The sequence below is a fragment of the Rhizomicrobium sp. genome, assembly GCA_037200045.1.
Classification (GTDB): Bacteria; Pseudomonadota; Alphaproteobacteria; order Micropepsales; family Micropepsaceae; genus Rhizomicrobium.
This window is the reverse complement of sequence record JBBCHM010000001.1, coordinates 369,593-392,861: the sequence shown is the minus strand read 5'-3', so window position 1 is coordinate 392,861 and position 23,269 is coordinate 369,593. Positions and strand designations below refer to the sequence as shown.

Sequence of the window (23,269 nt, the reverse complement as noted above, 5' to 3'; positions counted from 1 at the left end):
TTGATGTAGCCGGTCATTTTATATAGCCGGCTTGGCGGAACCAGGCGACCGCGTCCTCGATGGCGCCTCGATAGGGCCGCGCGGTGAAACCGAGCTCGTCGCGCGCCTTCTTCGAGGAAAAGAACATGTGATATTTCGACATGTTCAGCGCATCGACCGTGAGCATCGGCTCCTTGCCGGTGGTGCGCGCGATGGCCTCCGAGCACCAGGCCAGCGGATAGAGCGGCGCGCGGGGCAGCCGGATGCGCGGCGGCTTGCGGCCGACCGCCTCGCAGATCGCCAGCAGCATGTCCCTCAGCCGCACATCCTCGCCGCCCAAAATGTAGTTCTCGCCGATGCGACCCTTTTCCAGCGCGAGCAGATGGCCCTCGGCCACGTCGTCGACATGCACGAGATTGAGCCCGGTATCGACATAGGCCGGCATGCCGCCATTGGCCGCCTGCACGATGATGCGCCCGGTCGGCGTCGGCTTGACGTCGCGCGGACCGATGGGCGTGGACGGGCTGACGATCACGGCGGGAAGCCCCTCGCCGGCCATGCGCTCGACCAGCCGCTCGGCCACGAGCTTGGATTTCTTGTAGGCGCCGATGACGGTCCGTTCGCTGTGGCGCGAGGTCTCGTCGACCGCGATGCCGGCCACCGGCTTCAGCGCCGCGACCGACGAGGTGTAGACGATGCGCTCGACGCCGGTGGCGCGGGCCGCGTCCATCACCACGCGGGTGCCTTCGAGATTGTTGCGCACGATCTCCTCCGGATCGGGCGCCCAGAGCCGGTAATCGGCGGCGACGTGGAAGACGTGGCGCACGCCGTCCATCGCCTCGATCATCGAGCGGCGGTCGAGCATATCGCCCTCGGCGACCTCGAATTCCTCGCCTTCGATATTGGTGCGCACGCTGGTCGCGCGCATCAGCACGCGCACGTCGTCGCCGCGCCGGCCGAGCGCCCGCGCGATCGCCGAGCCGACGAAACCGGAAGCGCCGGTGACGAGGACCTTGTCGCCCATCAGCCCTCGCTCGCCAGCGCGCGGCGGCCCTCGAAGGCCTGCCAGGCGAGCAGCACCGGCACGCCGATCACGATGTCGCGGGCGCGCTTCAAGAGCGAGACGGCGAGGCCGATCTCGGGGCCGAGGCCGAACAGCGGCATCAGCGCGGCATAGCCGGCCTCCTGCACGCCGATGGCGGCGGGGATGAAGACGGTGGCGCTGCGCAGCGCGGCGAGCAGCGCCTCGATGGCGATGCAGGAGAAGAAATCGATGCGGGCGCCGATCAGCCGCACGCTCAGCCAGACCAGCCCGGCGCTGGCCACCCAGGAGAGCAGATGGATGGTGGAAGAGGCGGCCAGCCGCGTCTTGGAATCGTACATCGCGCGCATCTGGTCGGAGAAGGCGGCGGTGTGCTCGATGGCGGCGGGGAGGAAGCGGCCGGCGAGGGTGCGGGCGAGCTGGCTGCCGCGCTGCTGCAGCACGACGAAGGCGACGATGCCGGGAACGAGCAGCAGCGTGCCGAGGATCAGGCCGTCGACATAGGGCGCCGTGGTCGCGGAGCCGCGCAATTGTTCGATGCACAGCGCGATGCCGATCAGCACGAAGACGATCTGCGCCATGAGTTCGGTGGTGACGTCGGTGATGGCGGAGGCGAAGGCCAGCGAGGGCGCCACGCCGCGCAGGATCACGGCGCGGGCGCCGATCACGATGCCGCCGAGCTGCGAGAACGGCAGGATGTCGCCGGCGCTGTCGCGGGTCTGGCGGGCGAGGATGTAGGTGAGCGCGTCGCGCGGATGCCCGTGCGGGATCAGCGCGGCCCAGGCGGTGCCGAGCAGCGCCACGACCACCGTTCCGGCGGCGCAGTACAGCACGAAGCCGCCAAGGCCGATGGCCATGACGGTGTGGAACACCTCCGCCACGCCGATATGGAGCAGGAGCCAGACGAACAGCGCGAGCCCGACCAGCGCGGCGAGGATGACACCGATTTTCATGGGCTCTTTCAGGCTGCGGCGCGCTTGGGTCCGACGAAACGGCGGAAGGTGCGGATCATGAAGGGCACGAAGCGCGGGCGCTTCAGGCGCTGGTCGTAGCCGCCGAGGCGGCGGTCGTTCTCGGCGAGGCAGGTGTCCATCAGCTTGAACACGTCGATGTCGTCGCCGCCGAGCTGGCTGGCGCCGTTGACGGTGAAGTTGTTGTCCTGCTGGCCGTTGGAGACGTCCGACGCGATGCCGATGCGCTCATAGACGAGGAAGATCCAGACCGCGAGCACCCTGAGCTCGAACCAGGGCCGGCGCCAAAGCGGCATGTTGCGGCGGTGCCAGGCCATCCAGTTGACGAAGAACAGGATGTGGCGGCCCTCTTCCTGGATCACGGGCTCGAAGGTGTCGACCAGTTCGGCGGGGAAGAAGCCGGACGACTTGGCGGTTTCGAACAGCCCGAAGGCGAAGAAGCTGTCGATGCACTCGCTGTAGCCGGTGACGAGGAAGGCCCATTCGGGATCCTTCGGGCGCGGATAGGCCGGCTCCGGCGCCAGCTTGATGCCATAGGCCTCGACCAGGTTCGACAGGACGTAGCGGTGGCGGCGCTCCTCGAAGCCGTTCAGCTCCACGGCCTTGCGCAGCAGCGGATCGGGGATGCCTTCCGCATAGGTGCAGACATTGAGGCCGGCGCGGTTCTCGGTCTGCACCGCGATGTCCCAGATCGGCAGGGCGATGATGCGGTTCTTCGCGGCGTCGTCGAGCTTCGGCCAGTCGATCACGGCGGGGCGGTAGGGATTGAAGGTATCGAGCAGCGTCTTGCAGAAGAGGCGCTTATGCTCGTCCGAGCCGTAGCGGATCGGGCCGGTGCCCACGGCCGGGCCGGTGGGAGTGATCTCGGGGAATGTGAGTGCCGTCATCGTCGCAATCCGTCAAAGGCCGGCGATCTTGGAGGCAGGCGGTCCTCCCGCCAAGACCCCGGAAGAATGTCCAGCAATAAGAGGGGGTTGAACGGGGCGGGGTTAGCAGAAAGGGACGGGATTCGCAAAACCCTGCCGCAAGGGGATGGGGGAATGCTCCGCCCCCGGTGTCATCCGCCGCGAATGCGGCGGACCCAGGTGAAACCTCGCAGGCGTCAACTGGGTGCCCCGCATTCGCGGGGCATGACACCTTTTTTGCGTCGCCGAATCCGACCAGCCGGCTAGTAGCCGATGGTGAAGCGCTTCTGGATGTGGCGCGGGTGCTCCAGCTCGTCGACCAGCGCGATGGCGTAGTCGTCATAGGAGATGCGGCTCTTGCCGGCCGCGTCGGTGATGAGCTGGTCGCCGCCGAGGCGGAACTTCCCGGTCCGCTCGCCCGGGCCGATCTCGGCCGCCGGAGAGAAGAACGTCCAGTCCAGGCCGGTCTCGCCGCGCAGGCGCTTCAGGTTCAGGGCCGCCTCGTCGAGGATCGCCCGGACCGCGTCGGGGAGCGTCAGCGTATCCTTCAGCAGCTTGCCGGGCGCGACTTCGAGCGAACCGGCGCCGCCCACCATGATGTAGCGCTTCACGCCGGAGCGCTTGACGCCCTCGATGATCGCCGGCGACAGGCCGGGCGCGAAGGGGGCGGAGCTGACCACGGCGTCGTGGCCCTTGAGCACGGCGGCCAGGGCGGCCGGATCGGCGGCATCGGCGCGGACCGCCTGCGTGCCCGGCGGCGCCTTGTCGGTGTTGCGCGCGATGGCGGTGACGGAATGGCCACGCGAAAGCAGTTCGGCGGCGATCTTGCTGCCGATATTGCCGGTGGCGCCGATGAGCGCGACTTTCATGTGCGAGCGTCCTTCAGGGTTTGCGTTTTTTGGAGAATACCGGATTGCGCGGCGCAAGGGGAACCGCCGCCGGCGACCGTCTTTCCTGCAAGCTGTTCCATCGGTCAGCCCCAGTCCTTGCTCACGCGCTCCACCATCTCGCCATAGGGCTTGAGGCCGCGCCAGATCGTGAAGGCGGCCAGCGGGCCCAACACCACGGCGGCGAGCGACATGGCATAGCGCAGATCGGCTTCGTGGCCGAAGACATGCTCGGTCAGGACGGCGATCAAGGTGGGGCCGAGCCCATAGCCCAGCACGTTGATGATGAAAATGCCGAGCGCGCTGAACTGGCTGCGCATCTCGTTGGGCGTCACGACCTGGATGGCGGCGTTTTGCGGCCCGAGCACCCAGGCCGCGATGAAGCCGTTCACCACGCTGATCGCCACGGCATATTCCGGCCGCGGCATGAGCGGAAAGGCGATCTGTCCGGGAATGAGCAGGCAGATGGTGAGCAGCGCGACCCGCAGATTGGCGTCGTGCCGGCCCTGCCGCGCCCAGCGCTCGGCCAGCCAGCTTCCGAACATCGCGCCCGGCGGCCACACCAAGAGGATCACGAAACCGGTGATGAGGCCGACCTGCCCCATCGACCAGCCATAGGTGCGGCCGTAGAACGCCGGCCCCCAGCTCAGCGTGCCGATCGAGAGCGTGGTCGAGAAGGCGAGGCCCAGCAGCATCGTTCCGTAGACGGAGCGATTGGCGTAGAGGAATTTCGCGACGGTCGTCAGCGGCACGGAGGCGGGTCGGCTCTGCTTGGCGTGGCTCATGGCGCGGCCGCGGCGCACCGGCTCGGGAATGGTCCACAGAAGCGCCGAGACGACGAGGCCGGGCAGGCCGACCAGCAGGAACGCCATCTGCCAGCTCTTCAACGTTCCGACGACGGGCAGCGTGACCGGCGGCATGCTTTCGAGAAAATGCACGATCGCGCCGCCGATGATGAGCGACAGGCCGGTGCCCGCCATGAAGCCGAAGCTCATCACGGCGATGGCGCGCGGCAGCTTTTGCGGCGGAAACAGGTCCGACAGCATCGAATAGGTCGCCGGGCCGCTGCAGGATTCGCCGACGCCGGTGCCGACGCGCGCCGCGAAGAACTGCCAGAAGGTGTGGGTGAGGCCGCACAGCGCCGTGGCGAGACTCCACAGCCCGATGCCGACGCCGATGATCGTGCGCCGCACGCCGATATCGGCATAGCGCGCCACCGGCAGGCCGAGGAACACGTAGAACATGATGAAGGCGAAGCCCATCAGCAGGCTCATCTGGAAATCGGTCAGATGCAGGTCGGCCTTAATGCTCGGCACCAGGAGCGTGATGATCCCGCGATCGAGGAAGTTGATCATCAGCGTGAGCGAGAACACGAACACCGCGTACCAGGCGACGCGCGGGCTCGGCCAGGGCAGGCTCGACGGCGCGGCCTCCGGCACCAGTTGAAGCGAGGCTTCGGCGATCGGCTCGAGGGTCATCGTTCCATCCCGGTGTTTTTCTTATGCGGCTTGGCGGCATCTTGGATTTGCGCGCGCCGCGACTACTCCACTCTGCGCGAACCGGAAGGCGCGCGTTGGAGAAGCTGTTCGAATTGCTGGAGAATTTCGCGTTCGGCGCTAAACTATCGCGCGACGGACTCGAAGATCCGCGCAGGGAAGGGAAACGCAATGGTCAACGTCGCCAACGCCGAACTCGTCGAAGGCCCGCTCGAGATCCAAACCGCGCCGCCGGAGATGGAAGGCGATTTCTCGCCGCGCAAGCTGAAGATCGTGGCCGGCATCATCGTCGGGCAGAGCTTCGGCACGTCGATCCTGCCCTACAGCGCGCTGATGCTGATGCTGACGCCGCTGACGCACCAGTTCGGCTGGACGGCGGCGCAGTTCTCCGTCGCGGTGACGTTCCTGTTCATCGCCGGCGCGCTGAGCCTGTGGCCGATCGGGCGGCTGGCCGACCGGCTCGGGATCCGCCCCGTGCTGCTCGGCGGTACGCTGATGGTCGGGCTGGTCACGCTCGGCATGGCGTTCCAGACCGCGAGCCTGTGGCAGTTCTACGCCTATTACGCGCTGCTCGGCGTGTTCGGTTCGACGGGCGTGACCTATACGAAAGTCGTCGCCGCGCTGTTCACCCAGCATCGCGGCAAGGCGATGGCGATCCTCACGGCGGAAACCACCCTGGCGCGCGCCGGCGTGCCGCTGGTGGTGAACTGGCTGCTGCTGCATCAGGGCTGGCACGTGATGTACCTGGTGTTCGGCGTCGTGATCCTGCTCTGCGTGCCGGTGCTGTTCTTCACCATCGAGGAGCCGGGCGAGCACGGCACCGCCGGAAGGTTCTCGTGGCACAGGAGCAAGACGGCCGCGACGGATGCGCCGCCGATGCCGAAACCCGATCTGCCGGGCATGACCATCAAGGACGCGCTGCGCGATCCGGTGTTCTGGCTGTCGACGCTGGCGGCGTTCATCGGCCTCTTCATCTTCAACGGCATGTTCCCGCATATCGTGCCGGCGCTGGTCGGCAAGGGGTTCTCGCAGACCACCGTGGTCGAGCTTCAGTCGAGCTCGATCCTGATCGCGTTCGCCGGCGCGCTGGTCGGCGGCTGGGCGGTGGACCGCTTCCAGACGCCGAAGATCGCGGTGCCGATCTGCCTGGTCGCGTCGGTAGGCGCGTTCCTGACGATCATCGTGTCGCCGAGCGTGGGCGGCGTGCCGCTCCTGGCGGCGATCCTGATCCTGGGCTCGCTGTCGTTCAACGCGCTGTTCCCGATGGGCCAGTATTTCGCGACGCGGTTCTTCGGGCTGGGCTCGCTGACCGAGATCGTGGCGGTGCAGTTCATGGTGACCAATCTGTTCGCCGGGTTCAGCGCGCCCTTGTTCGGCTGGATCTTCGACACCACGCATTCGTACAACATCGTGTTCCTGATCACGACGGTGCTGAACCTGGTGGTGGCGCTGATCTGGCTCATCATGCCGAGATACCGCTACGCGGCGAACATCGGCCAGGCGGCGGCGCCGGTGAAAAGGGCGGCATAGAATCGGTCCGCGCTTGGGATCCATTCAAGATTGTCATGCCCGCGAAGGCGGGCATCCAGTCTTTGCGGATCGCCTAGTCGCTGGATGCCCGCCTTCGCGGGCATGACAGTTTTTGTTTTAAGCCGCGACCGCGACGCTCTTTCCCAGGATCATGTCGGCCGCCTTTTCCGCGATCATGATGGTCGGCGCGTTGGTGTTGCCCGACGCGATGCGCGGCATGATCGAGGCGTCGACCACGCGCAGGCCCTCGATCCCGTGGACGCGCAATTGCGGATCGACCACCGCCATCGGATCGTGGCCCATCTTCGCCGTGCCGACCGCGTGATAGAGCGTCGCGCCGGCGAGCTTGGCATAGGCGATCTTGCTCTCGTCGGTGTCGCCGAACGGATCGCCGGGGGCGGCGAGATATTTCACAATGGAAGGCTGGTTCATGATCTTGCGCGCCCAGTCGAGGCCGGCGATCGCCGCCTGCTTGTCGGCCGGATCGGCGAGATAGTTGGGCACGATCGACGGATAGACCGTCGCGTCCGGCGATTTGATATGGACGGTACCGCGCGATTCGGGGCGGATCTGGCACGGCGTGCAGGTCAGGCCCGGCTCCTTCTCCAGCACCAGCGCCTGGGTCTTGCCGAGGATTTCGAGGTCCATCGACGCCGCCATCATGTGGAATTGCAGGTCGGGATGCGCCAGCTCGGCGCGCGACTTCAGGAACGCCACGACATGGGCGACGGCGAAGGTCAGCAGGCCCTTGCGCAGGAAGCCGTATTTCAAAATCTCCTTCAGCAGCGGCAGGCCGCGCGACAGCTCGTTGACCGTGGCGCATTCCGGCTTCAGCCGCCACTGGCAGCCGATCATGTAGTGATCCTGGAGGTTCTCGCCGACGCCCTTCAATTCGTGCAGCACCTTCACGCCGGCCTTTTGCAGCACCTCGCCGTTGCCGATGCCGGAGACTTCGAGAAGCTGCGGCGAAGCCACGGCGCCGGCGGCGAGGATCACCTCGCGGCGGACGCGCGCGGTCTTCTTGCTGCCGTGCTGGATGTATTCGACGCCGACGGCGCGCTTGCCTTCGAACAGCACACGCGTGGTCTGCGCCTCGGTCTCGACGCGCAAATTCTTGCGGCCCATCACGGGATGCAGGTAGCCGACGGCGGTGGAGTGGCGGCGGCCGTTCTTGACCGTGAGCTGGAACCAGGTCGCGCCTTCCTGGTCGCCGCCATTGATGTCGTCGTTGCGCGGGATGCCGGCCTCGACGGCGGCTTCGAGCAGCGCCTGCGAGATCTCGTTCTTCTCGGTGATGTCGGAGACGTTGAGCGGGCCGCCGGTGCCGTGGAAGTCGTCGGCGCCGCGCTCCTGATGCTCGGCGCGGCGGAAATAGGGCAGCACGTCCTGCGCCGACCAGCCCTCGCAGCCCATCTGGCGCCAGCCGTCGTAATCCGCCGACTGGCCGCGGATATAAAGCAGGCCGTTGATCGAGGACGAGCCGCCCAGCACCTTGCCCTTGGGCCATTTGTGCCGGCGCCCGCCCGAGCCTTCGTCGATCTCGGTCTCGTAAAGCCAGTTCACCTTCGGATCGTTCAGCGTCTTGCCGAACCCGATCGGCGTCTGGATCATCAGGTTCGACCAGAACTGCTTCAGATTGTGCAGCGGCCGGTCGTCGCCGCCCGCTTCCAGAAGCAGAACCGTGTTCTTCGGATCGGCGGACAGCCGGTTGGCCAGCACGCAGCCGGCGCTGCCCGCGCCGACCACGATGAAATCGAACGTATCCGCAGCCATGTGCGTCGCCTCCCAGCGCCTTTTTCTTCTTTTATGCCATTAGAATGATTTTGATTTTAGCTGATCAAATCCCGCGTTGTCATGGCCCGCGAATGCGGGCCACCCAGGTAATATCTGCTCCATGTGGAAGTATGGGCTTCCACAAATCCTGCACCGTTCCACAGAACTCAACTGGGTGGCCCGCATTCGCGGGCCATGACAGTCTGAGTACGACGAACTAGCCCTGCGCCGCCGCGCGCCAGCCGCCGGGCGCGTAGCCTTGGCGAACGACCTCCGTGTAAGGCGACGGGCTGACCACCGCGCGGATTTCGGTCTGCACATGCGGCTCGACGGTCGGCTTGCTGGTGCCGCCGTTCGGCTCGCCCCAGATCAGCGTGACCTCGTTGCCCGGCTCGGCGAATTCGGCGTCGAGGATCGCGAGGGTCAACATCTTGCCTTCGTTGGAGCTGTAGCCGATCCAGGTCGAGATGCCGGCGGCCTTCGAGCCCGACAGCACGCGGTCGTAAAGGTGCATGCAGTAGACCGCCGACGGCGAGTCGAAATATTTCGCGCGCACCTGCTTGTTGAACATCGTCGAGAAGGTGCGGGTCACGTCGTCATTGTTCAGCGCCAGCGTCACCTTCTTGCGGTGCGGGCCGGGCGCGATCTTCTCCAGCGCCTCGCGGCCGATGAAGTCGTGGTCGAACTTGACGAAGCCGCCATAGCCGATGTCCCACGGCGTCAGGTAATAGTCCTCGATCCGGCTGGAGATGAAGCTGCCGCCGAGCGAGGCCGCGGCCTCGTAACTCTTGGCCGTCAGCCATTGGCGGTAGGGCTTCATCTTCTCGCCGGAATAGACCGCCGGCAGCGGCGAGGGAATCCAGCCGGACTCCAGCGCGTTGGTCGAATAGGCGCGGCCGCCGACGAGGCGCAGGCCGAATTCCTCGCCCGCCTTGACCAGGGCCGCGTGCACGGCCTCGGCGTCTTCCCAGGGGCCGAACAATTCCCAGCCCGGCTGGCCGGACATGCCGTGGCGCAGCGCGGTGACCGGCTTGCCGGCGATCTCGATGTCGCGCATGTGGAAGAACTTCAGCTCCTCCGGCTTTTTGCCCAGCGCCTTCTCCAGCACCTTCATCGCGTTGGGGCCCTGGATCTGATAGCGCCACACTTTGCGCTTGCCGTCGGCGCGCAGCGCGGTGCGCTGGTCGAGTTCGGCTTTCACGTCCCACTTGCCGGTGGCGGCGTGGAACTGGACCCATTCCAGCGCCGGCGCGCGGCCGACCAGGTTGAACTTGTTCTCGGCGAGATAGAACATGATCACGTCGCCGATCAGGTAGCCGTCATGGCTGACGGGCGCGAACTGCTTGGCGCGGCCCGGCACGAAGCCCTTGAAGCTGTTCGGCGCCAGATAGTTCAGCAGCTTGAACGCGTCGGGCCCTTCGACCGCGAGATCGGCCATGTGATAGGACTGGTTGAACAGCACGGCGGTCTTCTGCCAGGCGTTCTGCTCGTCGCGCCAGTTGGTGTATTCCGGCTTCACGCCGGGATAGACGTTCGGGCCGGACTGCGAATTGCGCAGCATCTCGACGACATTGCCGGATGCCTGGATCAGGTCTTCGACGCTTTTCTCACTCATAGGGCTTTGTTCTCCAATAAATCTGTCAGGCGGCCTTGGCCGTGGGCTTGGGCAGGCCGAAGAGGTTGTGCATCCCGGGATGACGGCCGAGGCCGCCGTAAAGATCGAAACCGCGGTCGATCCAGTCCTTGAGCGGATCGTCGGCGTAAAGCGGCGGGATCTTTGCGACCGACGCGGTCCACAGGAACACGGCGAGCGCGCGGTAGTCGGCATAGTTCGGCTTGTCGCCGCCGAGCCATTTGGTGTCCTTCAGAAGGACGCGGAACGGTTCGAGCTCCGGCGGCACCAGCGGCAGGCGCTCTTCCCTGCCCGCCTGGACGTCTTCGAGCTTGCGGCCCTGGAGGAAGAGATTTTCCCGGCTCTCGCGGACATAGGCATGGTCCTGCGGCAGCGAGAGGTCGTGGTAATCGAGGATGTAACAGGAGAACCACGGGCGGATCGCGGTGGCCCACAGCCAGGCGTCGATGAACTTGGTCAGCACCTTCATGCTGTCGCCTTCGATCAGCATCGGGCGGTCGGGATAGGTCTTGTCGAGATATTCGGCGATCTCCCAACTGTCCTTCACCCAGTGGCCGTCGTCGATGATGACCGGCACGCGGTCGGCGAAGCCCTTGGTGCGCTCCTGGATGCCGGTGAAGCCGCCGGGCACGATGTCGATGTCGAAGCCCTTGTGCTTCAGCGCGTATTTCGTCGCCCAGACGAACGGGCTGATGGTGCAACCGCTCGCGAGCTGAAGATCGAACAGCGTGATCGTGTTGTCCTTGGCCATGTTCCGTCCTTCTTGGACGCGGCGCATGCCGTCGTCCCCTCCTGCGGGCCGCCTTCTAGTGAGGCAGTCCCAATTGCTTGCGCGCCTCGCCGGGCGTCGCGACCTCGCGGCCCAGACGCTCCACCAGTTCGGCGGCCTGCATCACCATGGTGCCGTTGGAGCGCGCCTGCCGGCCCGGTCCGAGATAGGTCGAGTCCTCGAAGCCCGTGCGCACATTGCCGCCCAGGATCACCGATTGCGCGGCCATCGCCCAGGTGTGCTTGGAGATGCCGAAACCCTGCCAGATCGCGCCCTTCGGCAGGCGGTTCTTGCAGTAGATCATCGCTTCCGGATCGGCCGGGATGCCGTATTTCGTGCCCATCACGACCGAATAGACGCCGGGGCCGTCGAGCACGCCCTCGGCGATCAGATCGTCGGCGAAGACGAGATCGCCGGTGTCGAACACCTCGATCTCCGGCTTGACGCCCATGTCGCGGATCATGTGACCCATCTTGGTCATCATCTTCTTGGTGTTGATCGCCACGGTGCCGAAGATCTGCATGGTGCAGATGTCGAGCGTGCACATTTCCGGGCGAAGCTTGTCGATATGCTCCAGCCGCTTTTCCGCGGTGAACACCTGGGCGCCGGGGCCGGGCATCATCGGGTCCTCGTCCGACTGGATCCAGTTGCAGCCCGGACCGGTCGTGAGGTTGATGATGAGCTCGTTGTTCTTCTGCCGGATGCGGTTGTAGACCTCTTCGTAGTCCTCGAAATCCACCGACTGCGAACCGTCCGGCTTGCGGACATGGACATGGATGATCGATGCTCCCGCCTCGCCCGCTTCGAGCGCCGCGTTGGCGACCTGCTCGTTGGACTTGGGGAAATCCGGATGATCGGGTACGGGAGACGATCCCGTCACGGCGCAGGTGATGATGACTTTGTCGGCCACGAAATGTCCTCGCGAGGATGGCTCTGGAATAGCTTTAGAGCAGCAGGATCAAGCACATCCAGAAGCAGATGTATGCTGGTATAAATCTTACCACTTTGCCCCGGCCGGTGAATGCGCCAATTGTGAACTGAACCATTGCTGACAGCGCGCGAAGACGAAATTCGCGCCATGAGGAGACCAGGATGCGTCATAGCGGCGATCAGATTCTAACGACCCATGTCGGCAGCCTGCCGCGTTCGCAGACGCTGGTGGATGCGCTCTTGCGCAAGGATCGCGGCGAAGCGGACGCCGCGTTCGACGGCGTGGTGCGCGCGGCGGTATTCGATGCCGTGGCGCGACAGAAGGAAGCGGGCGTCGATATCCCGAGCGACGGCGAGCAGAGCAAGGTCAGCTATTCGACCTACATGATGGATCGCCTGACCGGGTTCGGCGGCGACAATGAGCGGCGCATCGCGCTCGACCTCAAGGACTATCCGGAATTCCGCCAGAAGATGGCGCGGATGACGGGGTCGCAGGAATTCCGCCGCTCGTCCTGCATCGGGCCGGTCGCGGTGAAGGACCTCGGCCCGCTGCACATCGACATCGAGAACCTCAAAGCCGCGGCGCGGAAGAACGGCGTCGCCGAGGCGTTCATGAACTCCGCCTCGCCGGGTCTGGTCACGGCGTTCCAGCCGAACAAATTCTATCCGACGCACGAGGCGTATCTGGCGGCGATCGCGGAAGCGATGAAGGCGGAATATCACGCCATCGTGGATTCGGGCCTGCTGCTGCAACTCGACTGCCCCGACCTCGCCATGGCGGCCCATATCGCCTTCCAGGATTTGAGCGAGGCCGAGTTCCTGAAGCGCGCGGCGCTGCATGTCGAGGCGATGAACCATGCGCTCGAAGGCATCGATGCGTCGCGGGTGCGCATGCATATCTGCTGGGGCAATTACGAAGGGCCGCACGACCACGACATCGCGGTCGACAAGCTGTTCGGCGCGATCGCCAAGGCGAAGCCGCAGGCCATCCTGTTCGAGGGCGCCAATGTGCGGCACGAGCACGAATGGGCCGCGTGGCGGAGCGCGCCGATCCCGGACGACAAGATCCTCGTGCCCGGCATGATCGACACCTGCAGCAATTACGTCGAGCATCCCGAGCTGGTGGCGCAGCGCATCGAGCGCTGGGTCGACATCGTGGGGCGCGAACGCGTGATCGCGGGCACCGATTGCGGCTTCGGGACCTTCGCCGGCTACGGCAAGCTCGATCCGGCGATCGCGTACAAGAAGCTGCACGCCTTGAGCGAAGGCGCGCGGATCGCGTCGACGCGGCTGCGCAAGGCAGCTTAAAGCGTTTAATGCGCTTACTCACCCAGCTGTCATCCGCCGCGAATGCGGCGGACCCAGTTGAAATCCGCACCTATCGCGCGGGCGTCAACTGGGTGGCCCGCATTCGCGGGCCATGACAGTTTTTTTTGGCGAATGAACTACGGACTCACCCGCCGATGGTCATCGCGAGGCTGCCGTTGCGCGTCTTGAACTTCCAAACGCCATCCGTGTCCCGCACGATGACGTCTTCGAACGCGCCCAGAAGCTGCTTGGGGTTCGCCGGAACGGGAAGCTTGGCGCCCGGCTCGATCGCCGCCGTGTAGAGCAGGATGTAGCTGTCGGCCCGCGCCGCGTTCGCGCTCAAGACGGTGATGACCGGATTGCAGATGACATGGCGGGTGAGCAGGTTCGCCGGCTTGGCGCGAAAGCCCGCGCGGATCGCCTCGCGGCCTTCATAAGGCTGGTCGGGCAGCGTCGGACGGCGAAACACGCCGTCGGCCACGAACAGCTCCGCCAGCGCATCCGCCTCGCGGTCGTCGTTCAGCTTCGCGAAACGGTAGAGGAGATCGATGCAGGTCTGGGTGATCGCCAGGCGGTCGAGCGGCGAGAGTGCGTCCGTCATGTTCGTTTCCTCAGGAGGTGAGCCAGTTCGCGAGAATATCGCCGACCGCGCGCGGTTGTTCCAGCGGCGCCATGTGGCCGCAATCCTCGATCACCGTCAGCTTGGCGCCGGGCACCAGCGCGGCGATCTCTTCATGCTGGGACACCGGGCTCCAGCCGTCCTGCCGGCCGACCGCGATCTGGACCGGGCAGGCGATGGCGGGCAGCACCGCCCGCGCCGACGGACGCTCCAGCAAAGCACGGATCTGCCGCGCGAAGATCAGCGGCGTGGCGCGGCACACCATGGCGGCGATTTCCGCCATCAGGGCGGGGTCGGCCGCGGGCGCCAGCATGGGCGGGATCCAGCGCGCGGCCAGCGCCTCCATCCCCTGCGCATAAGCGAGATCGACGAGTTCCTGCCGGCCCTCCCGCTCGCCGGGCCGCACGTCGTGCACACCGGTGTCGAACAAAGCGAGCCGTTCGACGCGCTCCGGCGCCTGGCCGGCGATTTCGATGGCGACGCGGGCGCCCATGGAATGCCCGGCCAGGGAGAAGCGCTCCGGCGCCATGGCGAGGACGGACCGGGCCATCGCGGGAATGGAATCGTAGCCGAAGAAATGCGGCACGCGGACGTCGTGGCCGTCCGACAGCGTTCGCACCTGCGAACGCCAGACCGCGGCGTCGCACAGCAATCCTGGTAGCAGAAACACCACCTGCTTCATTCTCGAACCCGCGCCTTATCCGCACCGCCGGTGCGGCGGAAGTGTCCACGCTTTGCCGCGTGCGTTGCAATGCCCGGCTTGATAGTTTGTGTTACTGACGACCGCCCGGAGAGAACAGCATGGCACGCATCATCGGAGGCATCGGAACCTCGCACGTACCGACCATCGCCATGGCCTACGACAAGAAGAAGCAGAACGAGCCCGCCTGGGCACCGATGTTCGAGGGCTATCGGCCGGTGGCCGAATGGCTGGCGGAGAACAAGCCCGACGTGCTGGTGACGTTCTTCAACGACCATGCGAGCAGCTTTTTCTTCGACCTGTACCCGACCTTCGCGATCGGCATCGGCGAGCAGTTCGAAGTCGCCGACGAAGGCGGCGGCAAGCGGCCGCTGCCGCCGATCAAGGGCAATCTCGAGCTTTCGATCCATCTGGCCGAGCAGCTGGTCAACGAGGAGTTCGACATCGCGACCTTCTTCGACCGGCCGCTGGATCACGGCGTGTTCTCGCCGCTGCCGCTGCTGTTGCCGCACGATCCGGCGTGGCCGGCGGCGCTGGTGCCGGTGTCGGTGAACGTGGTGCAGTATCCGCTGCCGACCGCGCGGCGCTGCTACAAGCTCGGCCAGGCGGTGCGCCGCGCCATCGAATCCTTTCCGCAGGACCTGAAGGTCGTGATCGTGGGCACGGGCGGGCTGTCGCACCAGGTGCATGGCGAGCGCGCCGGCTTCAACAACGAGTCCTGGGACCTCGAATTCATGGAGATGTTCGTGCGCGCGCCCGAGAAGCTGCTCGACATGACGCATGCCGATTTCGTTCGGCTGGGCGGCGCCGAAAGCGTCGAGGTCATCATGTGGCTCGCGATGCGCGGCGCCCTGCCCGGCCCGCTGCGCGTCCTGCACGAGAGCTATTATCTCGCGACCTCCACCGCGATGGCGGTGGGACTGTACGAGCAGGCGAGCGCCGCCGGTGCCCAGCGCCAGAAGGTGGCCGGCCGATGAACCCGCAACTCGAAGGCATCGAGAAGCTCGAAGGCACCTATCCGTTCGATATCCGCGGCAGCTACCGCGCGCGCAAGCTGAACCGCTTCCTGTGGAACCTGCGGCTCGCCGATTACCGCGCGCGGTTCACCGCCGACGAGGCCGGCGCCTGCCGCGAGGCGGGGCTGTCGCAGCCGGAATGGGAGCTGGTGCGCAACCGCGACTGGCTGGGCATGATCAAATACGGCGTGCCGCTGTTCTTGATCGAGAAGATCGCGCGCGTGGTCAAGATCACCAATCTGGAGATCTACGCCATCATGCGCGGCGAGAGCTTCGAGGATTTCCTCAAGACGCGCCGCGTGCCGGACGCGCGGTGAGATACCGATTTTCCATTGATGTCATCCGCCGCGAGTTCGTAGCGACAGCGTACGAACGGCGGACCCAGGTGACATCAGCACCGTACGGCGTCACCTGGGTGGCCCGCATTCGCGGGCCATGACAATTTTTTGTTGTCACTCGAAATAGGCGACGATCCTGAACTCGATGCTGGCGCGCGGCTTGGCATCCGGAAAGCTCGGATCGCGGAACGCCGTGTGCGGCGTGCGCCAGGCGCGGTTGCGGTCGGAATCGTGGAACTTGATCAGCAGCGCCTCGTCGCGGGTCATGTTCGAGAAATACCACCAGCGATGCGCCGGGTTGTAGGTGAAGATCGCGGCGCCCGGCACGATGTCCTCGTCCGCCATCGGCCCCAGCATGGTGGCCTCGTCGGGAATCTTGTCGACGATGAAAAGCGTGTTGGTCGTGCCTTCGTCGGCGCGCACGCTGCGCGCATCGCACACCGCGAGCGGCACGTCCTGCGGCGGCTCCGAAAAGGCGCGCCAATAGCTGCCATAGATATAGCGCGAATAACCCTTGCCGTTCGGAAAATGGCGCTCGTAGTTCATCCGGGCGACGCGATCGGCGCGGTCGGGCGCGGTATCGACATGCGCCTCGCCGGCCGGCGGCTGCACGCCGCCGCGATGCGCATAGCCGACGGTCTCGCGCTTGTATTTGGACATGTCGCCGGAGGTGCGGACCATCCAGCCCATGGTGGCGACGCAACTGGCGCCGGTGAACGCCTTCACCGCCGCCGCCACTTCGTCCGGATAGACGCGGTCGACCTCGTCCTTGTCGAAGAAATCCTTCACCGCGCTTCGGTGCGGAAAAAGCTGAAAGCCGTTCCTGTCCAGCGTGAAATGGCCGGCGATGGACCGGCCGTCGCGCACGCGCACCGTATGCGGCTCGTAGCGGCCGGTATTGTGCTCGACGCCCGGCGCCACGAAGCGGCGGTTCACGAAGGAGCCCGGCGCGACATAGGTGATCCGCGTCTCGACGCTGCGAACCCGATCCTCGATATCGTCGCCGGACATCTTCAAAGCCCCATCGGACATCTATCGCCGCCCCATGACCGCCGGTTCGGGCAGCGCGTCGACCGGCTCGCGCCGGCCCGGCGTGCCGACCTCTTTCGCGAGTTCGGCGATCTTGCGGGCGCTCTCCGCGTCGTGCGGCGCGAAGATCACGACCCGGAGCGACGGCGCGCCCTCCACCACGTAAGACGTGTGCTCGAAGGTGATGCCGCCGAGCTGGGGATGCTTCAGCAGATGCACGCCCTCGGAGCGGCCGCGCACTTCGGAGCTGCGCCACAATTCGCGGAACACCGGCGAGGCTTCCGACATCTCCTCGATCAGCGCGTCGAACGCCGGATCGCCGTCCGACTGGCTGTAGTCGACCTTGAGCTTGGCGGTGATGCGGCGGGCCAGCGTCTCGTACTCTTCCGGGTCTTCCTGATATTCGGGACTGGTGATCAGGATGCGCATCAGGTTGCGCCGTTCCGGCGGCAAAAGGCCATAATCGCGAATGCAGCGCGCATACATCGCGTTCCAGTAGAGAACATCCCAGCGCGGCGTGATGACTTCGGCGGGAACGTTCAGCGCGTCCAGCGTGCGCTTGACCGTGTCGGGCACAAGCTGTTCCGACGCCAGACGGATCGGCGCGGGCCGGTGCTGCGCCAAGAGAAAAAGATAGTCGCGCTCCTCCGGCGACAGGCGGAGCGAGCGGCTGAGACTTTCGAGCACGCGATCCGACGCGCGCACGTCGCGGCCCTGTTCAAGCCAAGTGTACCAGGTGGCCGAGAGGCCGGCCAAGGCGGCGACGTCTTCCCGTCGCAGGCCGGGCGTGCGCCGCCGTCCGGCCGCGGGCAGGCCGACGGCGCTCGGCGAAAGCCGCGCGCGGCAACTGCGCAGGAACTCCGCCAACTGCGTACGCTGTGTGGGACCGGTCATCTTCCAAGCATCCTGAATCCGCCTGAAGCCGAACTACTCCACCGGCAGCGAATTTAGACCGGCTTGAGCGGGAAGTCGCCGCAAAGCGCGGAAAAATTGCGTTCTTCCGCGGCGCGGGCTGTGCTCAGCTAATCCAAACAACAGGCTGGGAGAAAGACGCATGGGTATCGAGGGCGCGAAAAATCCGTTCCCCTTGCCGTCGCAGACCGCGGACCTCGACGGATCGCCGGACTGGCAGGAACTCTATCCCTATTACACCCGCTTTCGGCCGGAGGACGATCAGCGCTTCTGGTTCTACAACTCGATGCATTTTCCCGAGCCGCTGTCCGCCTTCGATGGCATCGGAGCCGAGGTGCCGTATACCGCGCTGGGCGCGATGACGGCGCGGATGTTCGCCTTCCCGACGGTGCTGGGGATCGAATACCGCATCCTGAACGGGCGGGTCTACATCACCTCGCACGCCGTCACCGATCCGGAGCAGATCCAGGCGCGCCTCTTGGAGTTTCAGCAGCGCGCCGGCCATTATTACCAGAACTGGCCGCGGCTGTTCGAGGAGTGGAAGGCGCGCATCCAGGGGCTCATCGCTCAGTGCAAGGCGATCGAGGTGCCGGCGCTCGGCGAATTGGAGAAGCGCGAGACGGTGATGGCGGCGCACGGCGTCGCGGAGAACCACTATGTGCGCGAGGCGTGGCATCGCACCATCGAAGCCTATTCGAAGATGTGGAACTACCATTTCGAGTTCCTGATGCTCGGCTACGGCGCCTATCTGGTGTTCTTCCAATACTGCAAGCAGGCGTTTCCCGAGATCGCCGACCAGACCGTGGCGCGCATGGTGGCCGGCATCGACGTGCTGATGTTCCGCCCCGACGACGAGCTCAAGGGCCTCGCGAAGGCGGCGGTGGCGTTCGGCGTCGACGGCAAGTTCGTCGAGGGCGCCGACCACAACGATATCCTGGCCTCCCTGGAGCAGATGGGCGACGCGGGACGGCAATGGCTCGACGCGTTCGCGCGGGCGCGCGAGCCCTGGTTCAACATTTCGAGCGGCGACGGCTTCTATCACCATCAGCGAAGCTGGAACGACGACCTGACGATCCCGTTCTCGGCGCTGCCGCGCTATATCGACATGGTCAAGCGCGGCGAGTCGCTCGAACGGCCGATCGAGAAGCTCAAGAAGGAGCGCGAGCGTTTCATCGCCGACTACCGCGACCTGCTGGCGACCGACGACGACCGGGCGGCGTTCGACCAGATGCTCGGCCTGTGCCACCTCGTGTTCCCCTATGTCGAGGATCACAAATTCTTCTGCGAGCACTGGTTCGTCGTCACCTTCTACAACAAGGTGCGCGAATTCGGCGATCTGCTGGTGCGCTCCAACGTGCTGGAGAAGGCGGAAGACATCTTCCACCTGCAGCACACCGAAGTGGATCAGGCGCTGGTCGACGCCATGCTGGCCTGGGCGGCTGGCGTCGAATGCCAGGGCGGGCGGCACTTCAAGCCGCTGGTGGAGCGGCGCCGCGCGATCCACGAAAAGCTCAAGGACTGGAACGCGCCGATGGCGCTGGGCCCCCTGCCCGATTCGGTCGAGGACCCGGCGGTGCAGATGCTGTGGGGCATCACCAGCGAGAGCCTGGAGCGCTGGTCCATGCCGGTGGACGAGGATCGCAAGAACGAGATCGCCGGCTTCGCGGCCTCGCCGGGCGTGGTCGAAGGGATCGCGCGCGTGCTGAAGACCGCCGGCGAGATCGGCCAGGTGCGCGAGGGCGACATCCTGGTCTGTCCGGTCACCAGCCCGAGCTGGGGACCGGTGTTCGGCAAGATCAAGGCGGCGGTGTCCGATATCGGCGGCACGATGAGCCATGCCGCCATCGTGGCGCGGGAATACGGCATGCCCGCGGTGGTGGGGACGGGCCAGGCCACCAAGCGGATCGTGACCGGACAGCGGCTGCGCGTCGACGGCAATCGCGGCATCGTGACGATATTGGAGTAGACGATGCGCTGGACTGATCCAAATATGTCATCCGCCGCGGTTCGTAGCGACAGCGTGCGAACGGCGGACCCAGGTGACATCTGCACTACAAGACGTCACCTGGGTGGCCCGCCTTCGCGGGCCATGACACGGTTTTTGGTGGTGGAATAGAGACATGGCGAAGATCGATCTTGTCGATATCTCGATCCGCGACGGCAATCAAAGCCTGTGGGGCGCCACCGGGCTGAACACCGCGCAGATCGTGCAGATCGCGCCAGTCATGGACCGCGTGGGATTCCGAGCGCTCGATTTCAATTCCTCGACGCATATGGCGATGGCGGTGCGCTACAAGCAGGAGAATCCCTGGGACCTCATCCGCCTCACCCATGCGGCGGCGCCCAACACGCCGCTGCAATACATCACCACGGGATTCCGCTTCATCTCCTGGGAGACCGCCGATCCGGATTTCATGCGGCTGGTCTACCGCTCCATCGCCCGGGCCGGGATCGGACGCGTCATCGTGCTCGATCCGATGCACGATCTCGACGGGCTGCTGACCTCGGCGCGGATGGCGAAGGAGGAAGGCGTTGCCGATGTCATGGCGGCGCTGACCTATACGGTAAGCGCGGTGCATGACGACGCGTTCTATGCCGGCATCGCGCGCGCGGCCGCGCAGTGCCCCTATATCGACCGTGTCTATATAAAGGACCCCGCCGGCATCCTGCTGCCGGATCGCGCGCGGACGCTGGTGCCGGCGGTCAAGGCCGTCATGGGCGACAAGCCGCTCGAAATCCACGCCCACTGCACGATCGGGCTGGCGCCGCTCGCCTATATGGTGGCCGCCGAACTGGGCGTCGATGCGGTGCACACCGGCGCCGGCGCGCTGGCGAACGGCACCTCGCTGCCGTCGGCGTCGCGCATGGTGAGCAATCTGCGCGAGATGGGCCACAGCGTGGACATCGACGACCGCTCGCTGGGCCTGGTCGAAAGCTATTTCACGCGGCTGGCGGACGCCGAGGGTCTGCCCAAGGGCACGCCGCAGGAATTCGACGCGGCCTATCTGCGCCATCAGATGCCGGGCGGCGCGCTCACCACGCTCGCCCGCCAGCTCAAGGAATTGGGCCAGGAGGACCGGCTCGCCGCCGTGATCGAGGAAGTGCCGCGCGTGCGCGCCGAACTCGGCTATCCGATCATGGTGACGCCCTTCCCGCAGATCGTCAGCACCCAAGCGCTGTTCAACGTCATCGGCGCGGAGCGCTATGCCAACGTCTCCGACCAGGTGATCCGCTATGTGCTCGGCAAGTTCGGGCGGCCGACCGCGCCGGTGGACGCGAACGTGCTCGACAAGATCCTGACCACACCCCGCGCCAAGGAACTGATGGTCGAAGCGCCCGCGCTCAACCCGAAGGACTTGCGCAAGCGCTTCGGGCCACGCATGTCGGACGAGGAGATGCTCTTGCGCGCCGTGATGCCGGAAGACCAGGTCGATGCGATGCTGGCCAAGGGGCCGGCGAAGCTGGGCTACAATCCCGATACGCGCGGGCTCGTGGAGCTGCTGCGCGATGTCGCCGCGAGAACCGACGTGTCGGAGCTCGATGTCGAAAAGCCGGGACTGAAAATCTCGCTGCGTTCCGCCAGGCCGGTGCCGGCGCATGTCTGACACCAAGAGCAACGGCGCGCGGATCGCGGCCCGCCTGTCACGCACCAAAGGCTTCGTCCTCGACATGGACGGCACGCTCGTGCTCGGCGACAAGCGCAACAAGGGACTTCGCGCCCTGCCCGGCGCGGTCGAGTTCATCGCCCATCTGGAGGCGCGCGGCACGCCCTACATGCTGTTCACCAACGGCACGGTGCGGCCGCCTTCGGCCTATGTCGGCGAGCTGAAACATGCCGGCTTCGACGTGGCGGCCGAGCGCATCATGACGCCGTCGACCGTGGCGGCGCGGTATTTCCTCGCCAAGGGCTACAAGCGGATCCTGGTGCTGGGCGGCGAGGGCGTCAGCGGCCCGCTCGCCGATGCGGGGCTCGAAATCGTCCGCCCGCCGGAGCGCGAGAACGTCGACGCGGTCTATGCCGGCTGGTTCCGCGAGTTCGGCATGGCGGACATCGAGGCGGCCTGCGAGGCGGTGTGGCGCGGCGCGAAACCGTTCGCCGCGTCGCTGGTGCCCTATTTCGCCACCGCCGACGGACGGACGCTCGGCACCTCCAGCGCCATCGCCGGCGCCATCGACAAGATCACCGGCTCGCGCACGCGCGCGCTGGGCAAGCCGGCGCCGGAGGCGATGCGCGTCGCCGCCGAACGCCTAGGCGTCTCCGCGAAAGACATCTGCGTCATCGGCGACGATCCCAATCTGGAGACCCTGATGGCGGCCCGCGACGGCGCGCTGGCCGTCGGCGTCATGACCGGCGTCGCCAAGGAGGCGGACTACATGGCGGTGCCCAAGCCCAGGCGCGCCCATCACGTCGCCGAAACCATCGGCCATGTGCTCGATCTATGGCGCAGACATTCCGCGTGACGCGGCGCGGCGGATCTCGCTTTGCACCAGATCGGGATGCTCCATGGGGAGGAAATGGCTCGCGCCCTCCACCGCGATCGCGCGGGTCCTGCCGTGGCGGCGGACGAATTGCGCCAGGACCGCCGGCGTCGTCGCCGAGCCGACCGTGCCCGACAGGATCGTGACCGGAACTGCGATCCGGCTTCCAAGCGCCGCGATGCGCAGCGGATAGGTCGCGTAGCTCGCCGCTTCCCATCTGGGATCGCAGGCGAGACGGAACGCGTCGCCGTCGGCCAGCAGTCCGCCCGCCACATAGTCGGCCACCATCTCCGCCGGCCAGGTGCGGAACGCGCCGCGGCCGGTGAAGCTCTTGATCGCGTCCTCGCGCGACTTGAATTGCGCGCGCCGCTTGAGCGCCATGGCGTAGAGCGGATTGGCCTTTTCGGGCCGGCCCCAAAACCGCGCCGCGGCCGCGGCGAGCGCGGTCCGTTCGCTCACCATGACCGGCTCGGCGAGGACGAGCGCCTTGGCGATGTCGTTGCGCGCCGCCGCGGCCATCAGCGCCGTGCTGGCGCCGAGCGAATGGCCGGCCAGGACATCGGGCCGAATCGCCAACGCATCGAGGAAGCGCAGCAGGTCGTCGCGAAACACCCGCCAGCCGGTCGCGAGCCGCGAATCGGTCGGCAAGGTCGTCGCGCCATGGCCGCGCATGTCCAAGGCGATCACCCGGAATTCCCCCGCGAGTGATTCGAGCAGGCGGATATAGGTCGACGCGTTGAAGCCGTTCGCATGTGCGAAAAGCAAAATCGGAGCGCCGCTCGGCGCCTGCCATTCTAAAAAGGAAATATCGCCATCCCTTGAGCGAACAGAACGACGTGTCGGTATTGTCATGCGAGAAGAGCCTATCCAGAATTGACGGGTAGACGAAACACCAGCGACAGCGCGCGCCGTCGATGTGGCAGGGATGCTACAATGGCGCGAAACTTCCTGTC

At 65.9% G+C, this 23,269-nt stretch carries 21 protein-coding genes; 7 read left to right on the top strand and 14 right to left on the bottom strand.

Going from position 1 to position 23,269, the window contains the following annotated elements:
• Window positions 1-13: 13 nt before the first annotated feature.
• From hpnA to WDM86_01695, 5 genes are all read right to left on the bottom strand, one after another.
• Entirely contained in the window at window positions 14-1,003 is a 990-nt protein-coding gene (hpnA, locus tag WDM86_01715) for a hopanoid-associated sugar epimerase (protein MEI9988729.1), read from the bottom strand.
• Window positions 1,003-1,974 (bottom strand): lysylphosphatidylglycerol synthase domain-containing protein, encoded by a 972-nt coding sequence (locus tag WDM86_01710; GenBank protein MEI9988728.1) that lies wholly within the window; start codon window positions 1,972-1,974, stop codon window positions 1,003-1,005. The genes hpnA and WDM86_01710 overlap by 1 nt, the downstream gene beginning before the upstream one ends.
• Window positions 1,975-1,982: 8 nt before the next feature.
• Window positions 1,983-2,879, bottom strand: a complete 897-nt coding sequence (locus WDM86_01705) for a hypothetical protein (GenBank protein ID MEI9988727.1) — start codon at window positions 2,877-2,879, stop codon at window positions 1,983-1,985.
• Window positions 2,880-3,160: 281 nt separating this feature from the next.
• On the bottom strand, window positions 3,161-3,766 hold the full coding sequence (locus WDM86_01700) for an NAD(P)H-binding protein (protein ID MEI9988726.1): 606 nt from the start codon (window positions 3,764-3,766) through the stop codon (window positions 3,161-3,163).
• 104 nt (window positions 3,767-3,870) lie between these two features.
• Window positions 3,871-5,262: an MFS transporter gene (locus tag WDM86_01695; GenBank protein ID MEI9988725.1), complete on the bottom strand. Its 1,392-nt coding sequence runs from the start codon at window positions 5,260-5,262 to the stop codon at window positions 3,871-3,873.
• A gap of 189 nt (window positions 5,263-5,451) precedes the next feature.
• On the opposite strand from WDM86_01695, the gene WDM86_01690 reads away from it, so the two are divergent.
• A complete protein-coding gene (locus WDM86_01690) occupies window positions 5,452-6,810 on the top strand; it encodes an MFS transporter (GenBank protein MEI9988724.1) in 1,359 nt (452 codons plus the stop codon).
• Between the two features lie 117 nt (window positions 6,811-6,927).
• On the opposite strand, the gene WDM86_01685 is transcribed toward WDM86_01690, so the two are convergent.
• From WDM86_01685 to WDM86_01670, 4 genes are all read right to left on the bottom strand, one after another.
• The gene (locus WDM86_01685; GenBank protein MEI9988723.1) at window positions 6,928-8,583 is read right to left on the bottom strand and encodes a GMC family oxidoreductase N-terminal domain-containing protein; all 1,656 of its coding nucleotides are present in this window, start codon (window positions 8,581-8,583) and stop codon (window positions 6,928-6,930) included.
• 217 nt (window positions 8,584-8,800) lie between these two features.
• A complete protein-coding gene (locus WDM86_01680) occupies window positions 8,801-10,198 on the bottom strand; it encodes a hypothetical protein (protein ID MEI9988722.1) in 1,398 nt (465 codons plus the stop codon).
• Between the two features lie 25 nt (window positions 10,199-10,223).
• The gene (locus WDM86_01675) at window positions 10,224-10,967 is read right to left on the bottom strand and encodes a beta-etherase (GenBank protein MEI9988721.1); all 744 of its coding nucleotides are present in this window, start codon (window positions 10,965-10,967) and stop codon (window positions 10,224-10,226) included.
• 55 nt (window positions 10,968-11,022) lie between these two features.
• On the bottom strand, window positions 11,023-11,895 hold the full coding sequence (locus WDM86_01670; protein MEI9988720.1) for a 3-keto-5-aminohexanoate cleavage protein: 873 nt from the start codon (window positions 11,893-11,895) through the stop codon (window positions 11,023-11,025).
• A gap of 182 nt (window positions 11,896-12,077) precedes the next feature.
• Between WDM86_01670 and WDM86_01665 the strand changes: the two genes are divergently transcribed.
• Window positions 12,078-13,223 (top strand): cobalamin-independent methionine synthase II family protein, encoded by a 1,146-nt coding sequence (locus WDM86_01665; protein MEI9988719.1) that lies wholly within the window; start codon window positions 12,078-12,080, stop codon window positions 13,221-13,223.
• 145 nt (window positions 13,224-13,368) lie between these two features.
• Here the strand turns inward: WDM86_01665 and WDM86_01660 are convergent, their stop codons facing one another.
• Both WDM86_01660 and WDM86_01655 read right to left on the bottom strand, forming a co-directional pair.
• Window positions 13,369-13,824, bottom strand: coding sequence for a nuclear transport factor 2 family protein (locus tag WDM86_01660; GenBank protein MEI9988718.1), 456 nt, complete (start codon window positions 13,822-13,824; stop codon window positions 13,369-13,371).
• A gap of 10 nt (window positions 13,825-13,834) precedes the next feature.
• A complete protein-coding gene (locus WDM86_01655; protein MEI9988717.1) occupies window positions 13,835-14,524 on the bottom strand; it encodes an alpha/beta fold hydrolase in 690 nt (229 codons plus the stop codon).
• 119 nt (window positions 14,525-14,643) lie between these two features.
• Here WDM86_01655 and WDM86_01650 point away from each other — a divergent pair, with 119 nt between their 5' ends.
• Window positions 14,644-15,519 (top strand): gallate dioxygenase, encoded by an 876-nt coding sequence (locus tag WDM86_01650; GenBank protein ID MEI9988716.1) that lies wholly within the window; start codon window positions 14,644-14,646, stop codon window positions 15,517-15,519.
• Complete coding sequence (locus tag WDM86_01645) at window positions 15,516-15,875, top strand: hypothetical protein (GenBank protein MEI9988715.1); 360 nt, start codon at window positions 15,516-15,518, stop codon at window positions 15,873-15,875. The genes WDM86_01650 and WDM86_01645 overlap by 4 nt, the downstream gene beginning before the upstream one ends.
• A gap of 135 nt (window positions 15,876-16,010) precedes the next feature.
• Here WDM86_01645 and WDM86_01640 read toward each other — a convergent pair whose 3' ends face one another.
• Together WDM86_01640 and WDM86_01635 are read right to left on the bottom strand one after the other, a co-directional pair.
• Window positions 16,011-16,907 (bottom strand): CmcJ/NvfI family oxidoreductase, encoded by an 897-nt coding sequence (locus tag WDM86_01640; protein MEI9988714.1) that lies wholly within the window; start codon window positions 16,905-16,907, stop codon window positions 16,011-16,013.
• A gap of 21 nt (window positions 16,908-16,928) precedes the next feature.
• The gene (locus WDM86_01635; GenBank protein MEI9988713.1) at window positions 16,929-17,819 is read right to left on the bottom strand and encodes a helix-turn-helix transcriptional regulator; all 891 of its coding nucleotides are present in this window, start codon (window positions 17,817-17,819) and stop codon (window positions 16,929-16,931) included.
• A 160-nt stretch (window positions 17,820-17,979) separates the two neighbouring features.
• Between WDM86_01635 and WDM86_01630 the strand changes: the two genes are divergently transcribed.
• The 3 genes from WDM86_01630 to WDM86_01620 all read left to right on the top strand — a co-directional run bounded on the left by WDM86_01630 (window position 17,980) and on the right by WDM86_01620 (window position 22,298).
• Window positions 17,980-19,803, top strand: coding sequence for a PEP-utilizing enzyme (locus WDM86_01630; GenBank protein ID MEI9988712.1), 1,824 nt, complete (start codon window positions 17,980-17,982; stop codon window positions 19,801-19,803).
• Window positions 19,804-19,957: 154 nt separating this feature from the next.
• On the top strand, window positions 19,958-21,442 hold the full coding sequence (locus WDM86_01625; protein ID MEI9988711.1) for a hypothetical protein: 1,485 nt from the start codon (window positions 19,958-19,960) through the stop codon (window positions 21,440-21,442).
• On the top strand, window positions 21,435-22,298 hold the full coding sequence (locus tag WDM86_01620; protein ID MEI9988710.1) for an HAD family hydrolase: 864 nt from the start codon (window positions 21,435-21,437) through the stop codon (window positions 22,296-22,298). Before WDM86_01625 ends, WDM86_01620 begins: the two co-directional genes overlap by 8 nt.
• On the opposite strand, the gene WDM86_01615 is transcribed toward WDM86_01620, so the two are convergent.
• Window positions 22,275-23,081, bottom strand: coding sequence for an alpha/beta hydrolase (locus WDM86_01615; protein ID MEI9988709.1), 807 nt, complete (start codon window positions 23,079-23,081; stop codon window positions 22,275-22,277). The two genes, WDM86_01620 and WDM86_01615, sit on opposite strands and share 24 nt — an antisense overlap.
• Window positions 23,082-23,269 lie beyond the last annotated feature (188 nt).